14 protein-coding genes are annotated in these 15,181 nt (G+C 71.8%); 8 read left to right on the plus strand and 6 right to left on the minus strand.

The annotated features are described in order from the left end of the window. Positions 1–6: 6 nt before the first annotated feature. Together cobO and KBY90_RS09685 are read right to left on the minus strand one after the other, a co-directional pair. A complete protein-coding gene (cobO, locus tag KBY90_RS09680) occupies positions 7–696 on the minus strand; it encodes a cob(I)yrinic acid a,c-diamide adenosyltransferase (RefSeq protein ID WP_254968387.1) in 690 nt (229 codons plus the stop codon). Positions 697–733: 37 nt separating this feature from the next. Continuing rightward, positions 734–1,837 (minus strand): site-specific integrase, encoded by a 1,104-nt coding sequence (locus tag KBY90_RS09685; protein WP_396122563.1) that lies wholly within the window; start codon positions 1,835–1,837, stop codon positions 734–736. A gap of 278 nt (positions 1,838–2,115) precedes the next feature. Between KBY90_RS09685 and hemH the strand changes: the two genes are divergently transcribed. The 5 genes from hemH (at position 2,116) to KBY90_RS09710 (ending at position 6,517) form a co-directional block, all read left to right on the plus strand. Further along, complete coding sequence (hemH, locus tag KBY90_RS09690) at positions 2,116–3,303, plus strand: ferrochelatase (protein ID WP_254968389.1); 1,188 nt, start codon at positions 2,116–2,118, stop codon at positions 3,301–3,303. 49 nt (positions 3,304–3,352) lie between these two features. Continuing rightward, complete coding sequence (locus KBY90_RS09695) at positions 3,353–3,934, plus strand: M23 family metallopeptidase (protein WP_254968390.1); 582 nt, start codon at positions 3,353–3,355, stop codon at positions 3,932–3,934. Between the two features lie 185 nt (positions 3,935–4,119). After that, positions 4,120–5,913, plus strand: a complete 1,794-nt coding sequence (ilvB, locus tag KBY90_RS09700; RefSeq protein ID WP_396122564.1) for a biosynthetic-type acetolactate synthase large subunit — start codon at positions 4,120–4,122, stop codon at positions 5,911–5,913. 35 nt (positions 5,914–5,948) lie between these two features. Then, positions 5,949–6,317, plus strand: a complete 369-nt coding sequence (locus tag KBY90_RS09705; RefSeq protein WP_396122565.1) for a hypothetical protein — start codon at positions 5,949–5,951, stop codon at positions 6,315–6,317. Further along, the gene (locus KBY90_RS09710) at positions 6,314–6,517 is read left to right on the plus strand and encodes a GIVxVP protein (protein ID WP_254968393.1); all 204 of its coding nucleotides are present in this window, start codon (positions 6,314–6,316) and stop codon (positions 6,515–6,517) included. Before KBY90_RS09705 ends, KBY90_RS09710 begins: the two co-directional genes overlap by 4 nt. Positions 6,518–6,599: 82 nt before the next feature. Here KBY90_RS09710 and KBY90_RS09715 read toward each other — a convergent pair whose 3' ends face one another. Beyond that, entirely contained in the window at positions 6,600–7,043 is a 444-nt protein-coding gene (locus KBY90_RS09715; protein ID WP_254968394.1) for a hypothetical protein, read from the minus strand. A gap of 129 nt (positions 7,044–7,172) precedes the next feature. Between KBY90_RS09715 and ppsA the strand changes: the two genes are divergently transcribed. Continuing rightward, complete coding sequence (ppsA, locus tag KBY90_RS09720; RefSeq protein ID WP_254968395.1) at positions 7,173–9,689, plus strand: phosphoenolpyruvate synthase; 2,517 nt, start codon at positions 7,173–7,175, stop codon at positions 9,687–9,689. 56 nt (positions 9,690–9,745) lie between these two features. Here the strand turns inward: ppsA and KBY90_RS09725 are convergent, their stop codons facing one another. From KBY90_RS09725 to KBY90_RS09735, 3 genes are read right to left on the minus strand one after another with little or no spacing between them, the layout of a single operon-like run. Next, a complete protein-coding gene (locus KBY90_RS09725) occupies positions 9,746–10,669 on the minus strand; it encodes a mechanosensitive ion channel family protein (protein ID WP_254968396.1) in 924 nt (307 codons plus the stop codon). 22 nt (positions 10,670–10,691) lie between these two features. Further along, positions 10,692–11,456: an MBL fold metallo-hydrolase gene (locus KBY90_RS09730; protein WP_254968454.1), complete on the minus strand. Its 765-nt coding sequence runs from the start codon at positions 11,454–11,456 to the stop codon at positions 10,692–10,694. Beyond that, positions 11,453–11,617 (minus strand): hypothetical protein, encoded by a 165-nt coding sequence (locus KBY90_RS09735; protein WP_254968397.1) that lies wholly within the window; start codon positions 11,615–11,617, stop codon positions 11,453–11,455. The genes KBY90_RS09730 and KBY90_RS09735 overlap by 4 nt, the downstream gene beginning before the upstream one ends. 105 nt (positions 11,618–11,722) lie before the next feature. Between KBY90_RS09735 and KBY90_RS09740 the strand changes: the two genes are divergently transcribed. Then, positions 11,723–13,441: an NAD(P)/FAD-dependent oxidoreductase gene (locus KBY90_RS09740; protein WP_254968398.1), complete on the plus strand. Its 1,719-nt coding sequence runs from the start codon at positions 11,723–11,725 to the stop codon at positions 13,439–13,441. Positions 13,442–13,457: 16 nt separating this feature from the next. Next, positions 13,458–15,140, plus strand: a complete 1,683-nt coding sequence (locus KBY90_RS09745) for an FAD-binding domain-containing protein (RefSeq protein WP_254968399.1) — start codon at positions 13,458–13,460, stop codon at positions 15,138–15,140. Positions 15,141–15,181: the final 41 nt, after the last annotated feature.

The following is a 15,181-nucleotide window of genomic DNA, read 5'->3' on the forward strand; positions in this document are numbered from 1 at the left end:
GCGGCCTCAGAACTCGATGCCGCGCTGGGCCTTCACCCCCTGCTCCCGGAAGGGATGGCGCACCAGCTTCATCTCGGTCACCAGGTCGGCCCGCTCCAGCAGGGCCGGGGGGGCGCCGCGGCCGGTGAGCGCCACATGGGTGAGCTCGGGGCGCAGGGCCAGGCCCTCCAGCACCTGCTCCACCGCCAGGTAGCCGAGCTTCAGGGCCACGTTCACCTCATCGAGCACCACCAGATGGCGGCCGGGATCGGCGAGGTAGGCGCAGGAGCGCTCCCAGGCGGCCTGCACCAGGGCGCGGTCCCGCTCCCGGTCCTGGGTGACCCAGGTGAAGCCCTCCCCCAGGGCATGCCAGGCCAGGGCGTCGCCGAACAGCTCCAGGGCCCTGGCCTCGCCCGGCTGCCAGCCGCCCTTGATGAACTGCACCACCGCCACCCGCTCGCCGTGGCCGAGGCTGCGCAGCACCAGGCCGAGGGCGGCCGTGGTCTTGCCCTTGCCCTCGCCGGTGAACACGAGCACCAGCCCCTTTTCCTGGGACCGTTCACCCACGCGCTGCCGCTGCACCTCCTGGCGCCGGGCCATGCGGCGGCGGTAGGCCTCCCGATCGCGCTCGGGGGCCAGATCGCCCCCCGGTCCAAGTTCGGCGGCCTGCCGGTCAAGGTCCCTCTCCAGGGCTGGATCGAGCTGGCTGTGGGGCATGGCGGGCGGGCGTCACAGGATCGCCACTCTGGCGGCCTCAGGCCACCCGCTGGCCGGTCGGGCGCTGCCGGGCGAGGGCGGCGTCCACCGCCTGCTGCTGGTCGCGGCGGGTGATCCAGTGGTGGTAGGTGCGGGTGTGGATCGCCACCGAGTGACCCATCATCCGCGCCGCCACGGTGTCGGGGAGGCCGATGTGGATGGTGCGCACGGCCCAGGCGTGGCGCAGGTCGTAGGGGGTGATCGGCAGGCCGTAGCGGCGGAACTGCTCGGCCACCCGCCGGCCCACCTGCTGCAGGGTCGTGCGGCCCAGATCGGTGCACACCGGCGGCAGCAGGTCCGGCATCCCCCCCAGCGCCTCGAGGCCGAAGTGCTCCACCCACTCCGGCAGGAACGGCCACACCTGGTGCTCACCGGTCTTGGTGGCGGGCAGCACCCGGATCACCCGGTCGCCGCCGGGGGCCAGGGCCGAGAGGTCGCAGAAGAACACCTCGTGGTTGCGCAGGCCGTAGGTGGCCATCAGGCCGTAGACGAGCCGCCAGGCGCGGCTGGGAATCAGCTCCAGCAGCTGCAGGATCTGGCTGTCGCTGGGCAGCCGGCGGAAGCGGGCCACGTGCAGGCCGTAGCCGGCGGCCCGCTCGCCCCAGTCCGGCGGCAGGGGGATGCCGCCCTGCCGGGCCAGGGCCGCCAGGGCGATGCCGCACTGCTGGCGGCTGCTGCTGGCCGGCTCGTAGCTCTCCAGCACGCGCTCCAGCAGCTGGCTCAGCGCGGCAACCGGCAGGGGGTGTTGCGGTTCCCCCAGCTGCAGCAACCGGCGCAGGTAGGGCCGGTAGGCGGCGGTCCAGGTGGTGCGGCTGCCGGCGGGGTTGCGGCGCCGCTGGTGATCCTGGAAGAAGGCGCGCTCGAACTGTTCCACCAGGGCCGCGGGATCCAGGGCCGCCGGAGCGGCGCCGCCATCCGGGCAGCCATCCGGACTGGAGCCGGTGTCGGCGCCGGCGGCAGGGACGGGGGTGGCGGGCGATCGGCTCCAGCGGTCCCAGCTGAAGTGGTTCTGTTCCAGCTGCCGCAGCACCTCGCGCAGCTGCTCGCGGGCCTGCTCCAGGCCCGTGGCGGTGGCGGGCAGCCCGAGGCTGAGGCGCTGCACGCTGCGGCGCGGACCGCCCCGCCTGCAGGGCAGGGGGCCCCGCAGACCCAGCCTGGCGCCGCGCCGCTCGATCCGCAGGGCAATGCCGATCGCCGCCAGGCGGGCGTTGTGATCGGCCAGGGCGGCATCCAGTGCCTCCCCGGTGCCGGAAGCGGCGGGGCTGGGGGCCACGGCCTTCGGGGCAATGGTCGCCATGAACCTATCGATGCGCCGGCAGGGGCGCTAGGGGAGGGCGGCCAGCGTTACGCTCACCGCGGTGCGCCAGATGGAACGAAGGCATGGCCAAGGTGGGCGGCAAGGTGGGCGTGCTGCTGCTGAACCTCGGAGGTCCGGAACGGATCCAGGACGTCGGCCCTTTTCTCTACAACCTCTTCTCCGACCCTGAGATCATCCGGCTGCCGAATCCGGCCCTGCAGAAACCCCTGGCCTGGCTGATCAGCAGCCTGCGGGCCGGCAAGTCCCAGGAGGCCTACCGCTCCATCGGCGGCGGCTCGCCGCTGCGCCGGATCACCGAGCAGCAGGCTCGCGAGCTGCAGAGCGTGCTGCGCCAGCGGGGCATCGAGGCCACCAGCTACGTGGCCATGCGCTACTGGCATCCCTTCACCGAATCGGCGGTGGCCGACATCAAGGCTGACGCCATCGACGAGGTGGTGGTGCTGCCCCTCTACCCCCACTTCTCGATCAGCACCAGCGGCTCCAGCTTCCGGGAACTGCAGCGTCTGCGCCAGAGCGATCCGGCCTTCGCCGGCCTGCCAATCCGCTGCATCCGCAGCTACTACGACGATCCGGGCTACATCGGCGCGATGGCCGAGCTGATCGCCAGCGAGATTGAGGCCTGCCCCGACCCGCCCCGCGCCCACGTCTTCTTCAGCGCCCACGGCGTGCCCCGCAGTTACGTGGAGGAGGCGGGCGACCCCTACCAGGAGGAGATCGAGACCTGCGCCCGGCTGATCATGGAGCGCCTGGAAAGCGACCTGGGCCACGCCAACCCCTACACCCTGGCCTACCAGAGCCGGGTGGGGCCGGTGGAGTGGCTCAAGCCCTACACCGACGAGGCCCTGGAGGAGCTGGGACACCAGGGTGTGAAGGATCTGGTGGTGGTGCCGATCAGCTTCGTGAGCGAGCACATCGAGACCCTCGAGGAGATCGACATCGAATACCGCGAGCTGGCCACCGAGGCCGGCATCACCAACTTCCGGCGGGTGCCCGCCCTCGACACCACCCCGTCCTTCATCGATGGGCTGGCCCACCTGGTGCAGCAGGCCCTGGAGGGCCCGGAGGTGAACCTCGACCAGGCCGCCGCCCTGCCGAGGAAGGTGAAGCTCTATCCCCAGGACCGCTGGGCCTGGGGCTGGAACAACAGCTCCGAGGTGTGGAACGGGAGGCTGGCGATGCTCGGTTTTTCCGCTTTTCTGCTGGAATTGATCAGTGGCAGGGGACCGCTGCATGCTCTGGGGCTGCTCTGAGATCGCCACCCGCCGTACAGGCGGGAGTGGATTGCCGGCGGTCGCGCGGATGCGCCTCCGGGAGCGTTTCCCGCGGCGCCTTCCCCTGGCGATGGTCACCGCCCTCGGCGCCGTCACGGCCGCTGCGGTGGCCCTGCATGGCGCCCTGCTGCAACTGCAACCCGCCCAGGCCCGCAACATGTGGACCCGGGGGGTGTTTCCGGTGGTGAGCTTCGCCGGCTACACCAGCCATTTCGGCACGCGCACGGGCCCCTGGGGCGCAGCGGAACCCCACTACGGCCTCGACATCGCCGCCCCCATGGGCTCGCCGATCCGCAACTGGTGGGGCGGCGTGGTGGACAGCGTGATCAACGACGGCACCTGCGGCCTGGGGCTGGTGATCCGCTCCGGGGAGTACGAACACATCTATTGCCACCTCTCCGGCTCGGTGTCCGGCGGGGTGTACCGCAGCGGACCGGTGGCGATCCGCGCCGGCCAGGCGGTGCGCACCGGCGAGCTGATCGGCCATGTGGGCGTGACCGGACGCAGCACCGGCCCCCATCTGCACTGGGGCATGCGCTTCCGCGACGCGTGGGTGGATCCGGCCCTGGTGCTGCGGACCATGGCCCGGGCCCGCCAGGGGGCCGTCTGAGGCCGGCGATCCCAGGCCTCAGACGGCCATCCAGCGCCTAGGGTGAGCGCAGTTCTCCACTGGCCAGGTGCTTGGCCGCCGCAGCCGTGACGCTTTCGCCCCTCACCTCTGCCGCCCAGACCAACACCACCGCCAACGAACCGACGCACACCGGCAATGGGGCCGCAGGCAGCCGCGCCCAACGGGTGAGCGGGGGCTACGCGCTCATGGACGCGCTGCACCGCCATGGGGTGAAGCACATCTTCGGCTACCCGGGCGGCGCGATCCTGCCCATCTACGACGAGCTGCACAAGGCCGAGGCGCGCGGCTGGCTGAAGCACATCCTGGTGCGCCATGAGCAGGGCGGCACCCACGCGGCCGACGCCTATGCCCGCGCCACCGGCCAGGTGGGCGTGTGCTTCGGCACCTCCGGGCCCGGCGCCACCAACCTGGTCACCGGCATCGCCACCGCTCACATGGATTCGGTGCCGATGGTGGTGATCACCGGCCAGGTGCCGCGGGCCGCGATCGGCACCGACGCCTTCCAGGAAACGGACATCTTCGGCATCACCCTGCCGATCGTGAAGCACTCCTGGGTGGTGCGCGACCCCCGGGACATCGGCCGGATCGTGGCCGAGGCCTTCCTGATCGCCGCCAGCGGCCGCCCTGGCCCGGTGCTGATCGACGTGCCCAAGGACGTGGGCCTCGAGGAGTTCGACTACGTGCCGGTGGAGCCGGGCACGGCCGTGCCCAAGGGCTTCAGCCTGCCCGCCGCCCCCAGCCCGGAGGCCATCGATGCGGCCCTGGCACTGATCCGGCAGGCGCGCAGGCCCCTGCTCTACGTGGGCGGCGGCGCCATCAGCAGCGGCGCCCACGAGGCCATCCTGAAGCTGTCCGAACGCTTCGGTCTGCCCGTCACCACGACGCTGATGGGCAAGGGCGCCTTCGATGAGAAACACGCCCTGGCCCTGGGCATGCTCGGCATGCACGGCACGGCCTACGCCAACTTCGCCGTCACCGAGTGCGATCTGCTGATCGCCGCCGGCGCCCGCTTCGACGATCGCGTCACCGGCCGGCTGGATGGCTTCGCGCCCCGGGCCCAGGTGATCCACATCGACATCGACGCCGCCGAGGTGGGCAAGACCCGCATCCCGGAGGTGGCCGTGGTGGGCGATGTGCGCCAGGCCGTGGAGGCGCTGCTGGCGGCCAGCGAGGGCGACAGCGCAGAGGGCCGCACCGACGCCTGGCTGGACCGCATCGACACCTGGAAGCACCACTACCCCCTGGTGGTGCCGGCTCCGGAGGGTGACATCGCTCCCCAGGAGGTGGTGGTGGCCCTGCGGGAACTGGCGCCCGACGCCTTCTACACCACCGATGTGGGCCAGCACCAGATGTGGGCCGCCCAGTTCCTGCACAACGGGCCGCGCCGCTGGATCAGTTCCGCCGGCCTGGGCACCATGGGTTTCGGCATGCCCGCCGCCATGGGCGTGCAGACCGCCTTCCCCGGGGAGCAGGTGATCTGCGTGGCCGGCGACGCCAGCATCCTGATGAACATCCAGGAACTGGGCACCCTGGCCCAGTACGACCTGCCCGTGAAGGTGGTGGTGCTCAACAACGGCTGGCAGGGGATGGTGCGCCAGTGGCAGGAGAGCTTCTACGGCGAGCGCTACTCGGCCTCGGAGATGACCGGCGGCATGCCCGACTTCGAGCGTCTCGCCGAGGCCTTCGGCGTGCGCGGGGTGCTGATCACCGAGCGCGCCAGTCTCAGATCCCAGTTGCGCGAAGCCCTGGACCATCCCGGACCGGCCTTCATCGACGTGAAGGTGCGCCGCAACGAGAACTGCTACCCGATGGTGCCCCCCGGCGCCAGCAACGCCCAGATGGTGGGCTTGCCGAGCCATCCCGAACTGGCCATCGACACCACCCGTCAGTGCGGCCACTGCGGCGCCAGCACCGCCAGTGCCCACCTCTTCTGCCCCAGCTGCGGCGCCAAGCTCTGAGCCCCGCCCGCCTGCTGCTGCCGCTGTTGCTCGCCGTGCTGCTGCTGCCGCTGGCCCTCCTGGGCCCCGGCGCCGCCGCGGCCGCTGAGGTGCTGCAGGTGCGCAGCGGCACTCTGCTCCAGGTGGGCGACAGCAACCGCAGCTACGCCGTGGCCCTGGCCTGCGTGGCAGTTGAAGCGGAACAGGAGGAAGCAGCCACCCATTGGCTGCGGGACCGGGCACCGCGGGGAACGCGGGTGAACCTGCGGCCGGTGGGGCAGCGCGATGGTGTGCTCCTGGCCCGGGTGCGGACCCTGGCCGACCGCAGCCATCAGGTGGTGCTCGACCTGGGTGACGATCTGGTGGCCCAGGGGCTGGCACAGCACCTGATCGATGCCGATCCCCAGGCCTGCGGCACCCCATGAGTCTGAACCGCACCGCCAAGGGCATCGTGCTCGTGCCCTCCCTGCTGCTCGGGGGGGCGTTCCTGGCTGCGGCCGTCTGGGGCGGCGATGGGCCCGCCGCCGGGAACCGCACCCTGGCGCTCGTGCTCGGCGGCGTGCTGATGGCTGCAGGACTGCTCGCCCAGCTGCTGCCGGAGCGGAGCCCGGACGGGGACGGATGAACCGAGGCTGAGCCGGAGCCGAGGCTGAGCCGGAAAGGTGCCGGACCGCTGAAGCCCGGTCACCTTCCGATCAGCGGCCCGATCAGCGTCGCTGGCCCTGGCCCTGGCTCTGCACCGCCTTGTTGTACTCGCTGATGATGTTGTCGACGAACTTCTTGTCCGCGGCGTTGAGCTTGTCGTAGCAGCCCTGACGCACCCGGCCGATGATCTGGATGATGCTGCCGTTGGCGATCTGCTCGGGCTGGAGCCTGCCGGCGTTGGCCACCTGGGAGCCGTAGCGATTGGTGACCACGTAGGTCATGGCCTTGGCTGCGGAGAGCACCGTCTTCTCAACGGCCACCTTCTCCTCCACGGCCATCTCGCAGACGCTCACCGCGGCCGCCAGGGCCATGTCGTTCATGGCGTCCTGAGAGATGGGGCGGGCCGCGGCGGCAGGTGCCTGGCCCTGGGCGGAGGCAGGCAGGCCCAGAGCCGTCGCCAGGGTGAATGCAGCCGTAGCGATCCAGGCGTGGGGAGAGCGGAGCACGAGGCGGGGCTGAGGAACAGACGCTCCACTGTGCCACCCATCCGCCGTTCCACCCAGTGCATCGTGCCGTTCACAGTTGCGGCCGCTACCTGGTTGCAGAGCCAGAGTCGGATTGGTCGCCCGCGCACCATGCTTCCAGCCGATCCCCCCCGCGGCCAGCAGGCCGAACCGCTGGTGCTGCCCTTCAGCGCCGTGGGCATCGATGCCGTCGGCCGGGTGGGGGGCAAGAACGCCTCCCTGGGGGAGATGATCCGCGAGCTCGCCAGCCAGGGGGTGCGGGTGCCGGACGGTTTCGCCACCACCGCGGCGGCCTACCGGCACTTCATCGCCAGCGGCGGACTGGGCGATCGGCTGCACGCCCTGCTCGACGATCTGGACAGCAGCGACATCGCCGCCCTGCAGGCCGCCGGTGCGGCCGCCCGCTCCCTGCTGCTGAGCGCGCCGCTGCCGGACGATCTGCAGAGCCAGATCCTGGCTGCCTACCGGCAGCTGGCCAGCGACAGCGGCCTGGGAGCGGCAGCGGAGCTGTCGGTGGCGGTGCGCTCCAGCGCCACCGCCGAAGACCTGCCCGATGCCTCCTTCGCCGGCCAGCAGGAGACCTTCCTCAACGTCCACGGTGAGGCGGCCCTGCTGGCGGCCTGCCGGCGCTGCTTCGCCTCCCTGTTCACCGACCGGGCCATCTCCTACCGGCAGATCAACGGCTTCGACCACTTCGAGGTGGCCCTCTCCATCGGCGTGCAGCGCATGGTGCGCGCCGATCTGGCCGCCTCCGGGGTGATGTTCAGCATCGACACCGAAACCGGCTTCCGCGACGCCGTGCTGCTCAACGCGGCCTGGGGGCTGGGGGAGAACGTCGTCCAGGGAACGGTGAACCCCGACGAGTACCTGATCTTCAAACCCACCCTGGAGCAGGGGTTCGAGCCGATCATCCACCGCCGGCTGGGCAGCAAGGCGATGCGCATGGTCTACGCCGAGACCGGCTCCGGGGCTGGCCGCAACCACGAGCCCGGTACGGGCAGCACCCGCAACGTGCCGGTGCCGCAGGAGGATCGCGACCGCTTCGCCATCAGCGACGCCGAGGCCCTGCAGCTGGCCAGCTGGGCCTGCACGATCGAGCGGCACTACAGCGAGCGGCGGGGCACCCCCACGCCGATGGACATCGAGTGGGCCAAGGACGGCCAGAGCGGCGAGCTGTTCATCCTTCAGGCCCGCCCGGAAACGGTGGAGTCACGGCGCTCGGCCACGGTGCTGCGCAGCTGGCACCTGGATGCCCACCAGGAGGAGCCGATCGTGCGTGGCCGGGCGATCGGCGCCTCGGTGAGCAGCGGCCGGGCGCGGATCATCCGCGACCCGGGCGAGATCCGCCGCTTCAGCCCCGGTGATCTGCTGGTCACCGAGCGCACCGATCCGGACTGGGAACCGATCCTCAAGCTGGCCAGCGGCGTGATCACCAACCAGGGCGGGCGCACCTGCCACGCGGCGATCATCGCCCGCGAGATGGGCATCACCGCCATCGTCGGCAGCGGCGATGCCACCGAGCGGATCGGCGATGGCGAGCTGATCACCGCCAGCTGCTGCGAGGGCGACGAGGGTCGGGTGTACCGCGGCGAGCTGCCGTTCCGGATGGAGGAGCAGGAACTCGGCGACCTGCCCGAAACCCGCACCCGCATCCTGATGAACGTGGGCAACCCGGAGGAGGCCTTCAAGCAGGCCGCCATCCCCTGCGACGGCGTCGGCCTGGCCCGGCTGGAGTTCATCATCGCCAACCACATCCGCGTGCATCCCATGGCCCTGCTGGAGCCGGAGCGGGTGGCCGACGCCGGCGAGCGGCATGCCATCGCCGAACTCACCCGCGGCTACGCCACCCCTGCGGACTACTACGTGGATCTGCTGGCCCAGGGGATGGGGCGGATCGCCGCCGCCTTCTTCCCCAAGCCGGTGATCCTGCGCTTCTCCGACTTCAAGAGCAACGAGTACGCCAAGTTGCTGGGCGGACGCCACTTCGAACCCAGCGAGGAGAATCCGATGATCGGCTGGCGGGGCGCGTCGCGGTATCACGCCCCGGCCTTCCGCGAGGCGTTCGGACTGGAGTGCCAGGCGCTCAGGCGGGTGCGGGAGCGGATGGGGCTCGGCAATGTGATTCCCATGGTGCCGTTCTGCCGCACGCCGGAGGAGGCCGACCGGGTGCTGGCGGAGATGGCCCGCCATGGGCTGGAGCGAGGCAAAGGCGGGCTGGAGGTGTACGTGATGTGCGAACTGCCCAGCAACGTGATCGGCGCCGAGGCCTTCGCCGAACGCTTCGACGGCTTCTCGATCGGCTCCAACGACCTCACTCAGCTCACCCTGGGGCTGGACCGCGATTCGGCCCTGGTGGCCGACCTCTTCGACGAACGCCATCCCACGGTGAAGGCGATGATCGCCATGGCCATCGCCACGGCCCGACGCTGCGGGCGCAAGGTGGGGATCTGCGGCCAGGCCCCCAGTGACCATCCGGAGTTCGCGGCCTTCCTGCTGGCCGAAGGCATCGATTCGATCAGCCTCAATCCGGATGCCGTGATTCCCACGCGGATCGCCGTGGCGGCGCTGGAGGCGGAGCTGGAACGGACAGGCCGGATCGGCACTGAGCACGCATCCGACCAGGCCTGAACCCAGGCGAACAGCCCTTGGGCGCTCCGCCTCTGGCTGCTCGGTCGCCCGGGCACTCAATCCGGCTGGGTTGGCCTCAGCCGCACCTCCAGCGGCGGAGGCTGCACCAGCTGCACGGTGGCGGAGGCGATGCGGGCCCGATCGCCGGCCCGGTCGAACTCCTCGAGAATCCGCGTGTAGATGTGGTCCTTGGTGGAGCGCCGGGCCTTGACGTCGACCACATAGCGGAGGGTGAACTCCATCCAGTTGTCGGTGAGCACCAGAGTGATCTGGGGCTCCACGCCGGCATTCTCGATCAGATACTTCTTCACCATCCGCCCCCAGGCCGATCGCACGCTGGCCGTGAAGGGCTCGGCGGCGATCTCCGCGCCGATCCCCTCCAGAATGCGGCGCACCAGGCGGTGGTCGCTGCCGTACTGCACCGGCAGGGTGAGCTCGTCCCAGAGGAAGGGAAAGTCGCCGGAATAGTTGAACACCGGCTGCTTGAACACGAAGCTGTTGGCGACGCGCACGATGCGGCCGCTGTAGAGGTCCGAGTGCACCCACTCCCCCAGCTCCATCAGGGTGGTGCGCAGGATGCCGATGTCGATCACATCCCCCTTGATGCCGCCCACCTGAACGCGATCACCGGGGCGGTAGAAGCCGCCGAAGGAGATGGCGATCCAGCCGGCCACACTGCCGATCACCTCCTGCAGCGCGAAGGCGATGCCCGCACCGGCCACACCGATCGCCACGGTGAGGCCGCCGAGGCGGTCCTTGAAGATCACCGTGATCCCCACCACCACCAGGAAGTAGCCGCTCAGGGCCACGAGTTTGCGGGCGTAGTAGCGCGTGTCGGCGTCCTTGAGGGAACGGCCGAGCCAGACCTGGCTCACCCGGATCAGCAGGCTCACCGCCACCACCACGGCAGCCGCGGCGATCAGCTTGGCGACCAGGGGATCGCCGCTCCAGGCAGGTGGGCTGGGCAGGGGCAGGGCCATGGCGCGGGGGCCTGGTGGCGACTCAGGCGGAGGGGGCGAGCCGGTAGGTCTCGCCGGGGACCGGATCGATGAAGCGCGGCGGGGCCTGGCCGGGGGCGGCGCCGGCCGTGGCCAGGGAGGCGGCCTGCTCGCTGGAGCCCACCTGGCGCAGGGCGTGGGTGAGCAGACCGGCGAAGCGCACGTCGCCACCGGCGGTGCTGGCCAGCACCGCCGCCGGCTGGAAGCGCTCCAGCAGCTGCGGCAGCACCTGGCGCCCCCGCACGAAGGCTCCCGCCACCGGCAGGGCCAGATCCACCACCGGTGTGATCACGGCGTCGAGCGGATCCGGCGGCAGGTCCGGATCGAGGAAACCATGGGGCTCGAGGTAGAGGCTGCCGGCCGGGTGATCGAGGCGGTAGCCGTTCTCCACCTGGGGCACGGGCGCCCCGGCGGTCGCCCGGATCCGCAGCGCCCCCAGCCGGTGGGTCTCACCCGGTGCCAGGGCCGTGACGTTCCGGAAGCCGAGCTGGCGGACCCGCCGGGCAGCGCTGGCCGAGCCCACCACCGGCAGCTCCGGATCCAGCAGGGTCAGGCTGGGGGGATGGCAGTGGTCGGGCAGACCCTGGGTGAGCAGCAACAGGTCGAGGGCCTCGGGCACGGGCCAGGGGTGGGGCAGGCTGCCGCTGAACAGCCACCGCCCGGGGGGGAACACCAGCTCGCCGCAGAGCCAGGGGTCCACCAGCACGCGCAGGCCGGCGAAGTCGAGCAGCCAGCCGTTGGCGCCGAAATAGGTGGCGCTGATCATCAGGAGAGCCTCAGGGAGAGCCGGAGCCGCGGGAACCCGCCCAGGCCCTGGGCGCTGCCGCGACCGGCCGCCAGCAGCTGCCACAGCAGAACCGCATGGCTCAGCCCGCGCACGGCGCTCAGCACCGCCAGCGCGACGCACAGCGGGCAGTGGGTGATGGACATCGAGCCCGGCAGGCAGGAACCCACACCCTGGCAGAGCCGCTGCGGCAACGGGGACCGCTGGGCAGCACCGGCTGCTGAAATGAAGCCTGCGCCGGAGGTGCGGCCGTGCTGCGGCTGAGCGAGCTGAAGCTGCCCCTCGACCACGACGAGGCCGACCTGCCGGCGGCCATCTGCCGGCGACTGCGCCTGCGGCCGGAGCAGCTGCGGGGCCACCGACTGGTGAAACGCAGCGTCGATGCCCGCAAGGCCGGGGCGATCCGCCTGGTGTACTGCCTCGACCTGGAGCTCGACGCCGCCGTCGAGGCCAGGCTGCGGCAGCGCTTCCGCGGCGACCCCCACCTCAGGGCGACACCGGATGAGCGCCATCGGCTGCCCCTGCAGCTGGCGGCAGGGGAGGCCCCCGAACCCCGGCCGGTGGTGGTGGGCGCCGGTCCGTGCGGCTACTTCGCCGCCCTGATGCTGGCGCGCATGGGCCTGCGGCCGCTGCTGCTGGAGCGGGGGCGGCCGGTGAAGCAGCGCACCGCCGACACCTTCGGCTTCTGGAAGGGCGAGCGTCCCTTCGATCCGGACTCCAACGCCCAGTTCGGCGAGGGCGGAGCCGGCACCTTCTCCGACGGCAAGCTCTACAGCCAGGTGAGCGAGCCGAAGGCCTACGTGCGCCGGGTGCTGGAGGAGCTGGTGGAGGCGGGTGCCAACGCCGAGATCCTCACCCTGCACCGCCCCCACATCGGCACCTTCAAGCTGGCCACGGTGGTGCGCGGGCTGCGCAGCCGGATCGAGAGCCTCGGCGGCGAAGTGCGCTTCCAGTGCCGGGTCAGCGGGCTCGAACTCGATCCGGCCAGCCGCCGGGTGCGGGCCGTGCTGCTCGCCGGCGGCCAGCGCATCGCCACCGAGGCAGTGGTGCTGGCGGTGGGCCACAGCGCCCGCGACACCTTCGCCTGGCTGCAGCAGGCCGGTGTGGCCCTGCAGCCGAAACCGTTCGCGGTGGGCCTGCGCATCGAGCATCCCCAGCCCCTGATCGATCGCGCCCGCTGGGGCGATCAGGCCGGCCATGCGCGCCTGGGGGCCGCCGAATACAAGCTGGTGCACCACTGCCAGGGCGCGGATCTGGCCGGCCGCAGCGTCTACAGCTTCTGCATGTGCCCCGGCGGGCTGGTGGTGGGGGCGGCCTCGGAGGCGCAGGGGGTGGTGACCAACGGCATGAGCCAGCACTCCCGCAACGAGCGCAACGCCAACAGCGGCCTGGTGGTGAACGTGGAGCTGGCGGATCTGGAGCCCTACGGGAGCGGGCCGGGCGATCCCCTGGCCGGCGTCGCCTTCCAGCGGCACTGGGAGCACCGGGCCTTCGAGGCCGGCGGCCGCACACTCCAGGCCCCCGCCCAGCGCCTGGAGGACTTCCTCGCCGGCCGCCCCAGCACCGCCAGCGCAGGACCTGAGCACGTGTCCCCCTCCTATCAACCCGGGGTGGTGTTCACGGATCTGAGCGCCTGCCTGCCCACCTTCGTGGTGGCGGCGATCCGGGAGGCGCTGCCCCAGTTCGAGCGCCGGATCCCGGGCTTCTGCCGGGCCGATGCGGTGCTCACCGGCGTGGAGACGCGAACCTCCTCACCGGTGAGGCTGCCGCGCGACGACGACAGCCTGGAGTCGCTGAACACCCCGGGCCTGTTCCCAGCCGGTGAGGGGGCCGGCTACGCGGGAGGAATCCTCTCGGCCGCCATCGACGGCATCAAGGTGGCGGAACAGGTGGCCGTGCGGATGGCCGATCGGATGGCGGGGCAGATGGCGCACCGGGCCGTGCCGGCCGACCACACTGGAGAGCCCTGAGCGACGGCACGGACGCGTGCAGGTGCTGTGGTTCCGGCGCGACCTGCGCCTCGACGACCACCCGGCCCTGGTGGACGCCTGCCGGCGGGGTCCGGTGCTGCCCCTGTTCATCCTCGATGCCGCCCTGCTCCACCACCCGGAGACGGGGCCGGCGCGGGTGGCCTTCCTGCTGGCCAGCCTGAGAGCGCTGGATCACGACCTGCGCCGCCGCGGCTCCCGGCTGCTGGTGCGCCAGGGCGAGCCTGCCGCGGTGCTGCTGGCGGTCGTGCGGCAGTGCGGCGCCGACGGCGTGGTGGCCCACGTGGACACGGAGCGGCTCGTGGGCCGGGTGCGGGACGCCCGCGTCAGCAGTGCCCTGGCCCGGGCCGGCATCCCCCTGCGCTGGCTGGAGCCTCCGGGCTGCATCCCGCACCTGCTGGCCTACCCAGACTGGCGGCGCAGCTGGCACGGTGAGATGGCCCTGGAGCCCCTGCCGGCGCCGAGCCGCATCTCCACGCCACCGCCGCAGGGCCCGCCCGAGGCGGCGGCCGCGGCCGTGCCCGGCCTGGCGGAGCTGGGGCTGGAGGCCGACGGCAAGCCGATCCCCGCGGCCGGTACCAGCGCCGCCCTGGAGCTGCTGGAGCGATTCCGTGACGGCGGCGCGGCCGAGCGGTACTTCTGGCAGCTGAGCCTGCCCTCGGCCCGTGCCACCACAGGGCTCGGGCCGTATCTCAAGTTCGGCGTGATCAGCCACCGGCAGGTGCTGCACACCATCGCCCCCCTGCGCCAGGGCAGCACTGGCGAGCGGCGCAGCTGGCGCCAGCTGGTGAGCCGCCTGCGCTGGGGCGCCGGCATGGCCCAGCGCTTCCGCTACCTCCCCCAGCTGGAGCTCCGGCCGCTGTGGGACTGCTACGAGGAGGCTTCCCCACTCTCGGCGGAGCAGGAGGAGCTCTATGCCGCCTGGCAGAGCGGCCGTACAGGTTTCCCGCTGGTGGATGCGGCCGCCCGCTGCCTGCTGGCAAGCGGCGGCTGGCTGGACCTCAACTTCCGCAGCCGGGCCATCCACGCCAGCTTCCTCACCAACCTCTGTGGCATCGACTGGCGTTACGGGGCCCTGCATTACATGCGCCACCTGATCGATGGCGACTGCTGCATCGATCACTACCAGTGGGCGATGCAGGCGGGAGTGACGGCGGCGGGCGGCGGCCGCGGCTGGAGCCGCATCTACCACCCGGGCCGGGTGGCCGTGGAGCGCTGCGATCCGCAGGGCCTGTTCATCCGCCGCTGGCTGCCGGAGCTGGCGGACCTCACCAACGACCAGCTGGGCAGCCCGCCGCTGATGGCGAGCTATCCACGGCCCTTGCTCGACTACGAGCAGGCCAGGCGCCGGCGCCTGGGACGCCTGGAACGGCAGCGCCAGCACTGGCGGCCCCATGGCTTCAGCCGGATGCCCGCCGATCTCAGCCCCTTCGGGGCGGAGCGGATCAGCGGCTCGGAGGTGGACTGGGCCAGCCCGCCAGCACCCGAGCTGTCACCGGCAGCCTTGCCGCTGGAGCAGCTCGACCCTGGGGCCCTGGGCGATCTGGCCAGCTGGTTCAGTGCCAGCCGCAGCCTGGCGCTGCCCCCAGCAGGCGCTCAGGGGCAGCGGGGGCAGGGGGGGCCGCGGCGCCGGAGAGGGACGGGCAGCGCTGCCGATGCCATCCAGCTCGAGCTCTGGTGAGCAAGCCCCAGGCCCTGTGGGAGGCCGCAGGCACGGGGCCG

This window comes from Cyanobium sp. CH-040 (assembly GCF_024346135.1).
Taxonomy (GTDB): Bacteria; Cyanobacteriota; Cyanobacteriia; order PCC-6307; family Cyanobiaceae; genus NIES-981.

Excerpts from the sequence above, each read along its gene's own strand:
- cobO (WP_254968387.1), bottom strand. The coding sequence starts at position 696 with ATGCCCCACAGCCAGCTCGATCCAGCCCTGGAGAGGGACCTTGACCGG.
- hemH (WP_254968389.1), top strand. The coding sequence starts at position 2,116 with ATGGCCAAGGTGGGCGGCAAGGTGGGCGTGCTGCTGCTGAACCTCGGA.
- KBY90_RS09695 (WP_254968390.1), top strand. The coding sequence starts at position 3,353 with ATGCGCCTCCGGGAGCGTTTCCCGCGGCGCCTTCCCCTGGCGATGGTC.
- KBY90_RS09710 (WP_254968393.1), top strand. The coding sequence starts at position 6,314 with ATGAGTCTGAACCGCACCGCCAAGGGCATCGTGCTCGTGCCCTCCCTG.
- ppsA (WP_254968395.1), top strand. The coding sequence starts at position 7,173 with ATGCTTCCAGCCGATCCCCCCCGCGGCCAGCAGGCCGAACCGCTGGTG.
- KBY90_RS09725 (WP_254968396.1), bottom strand. The coding sequence starts at position 10,669 with ATGGCCCTGCCCCTGCCCAGCCCACCTGCCTGGAGCGGCGATCCCCTG.
- KBY90_RS09735 (WP_254968397.1), bottom strand. The coding sequence starts at position 11,617 with ATGTCCATCACCCACTGCCCGCTGTGCGTCGCGCTGGCGGTGCTGAGC.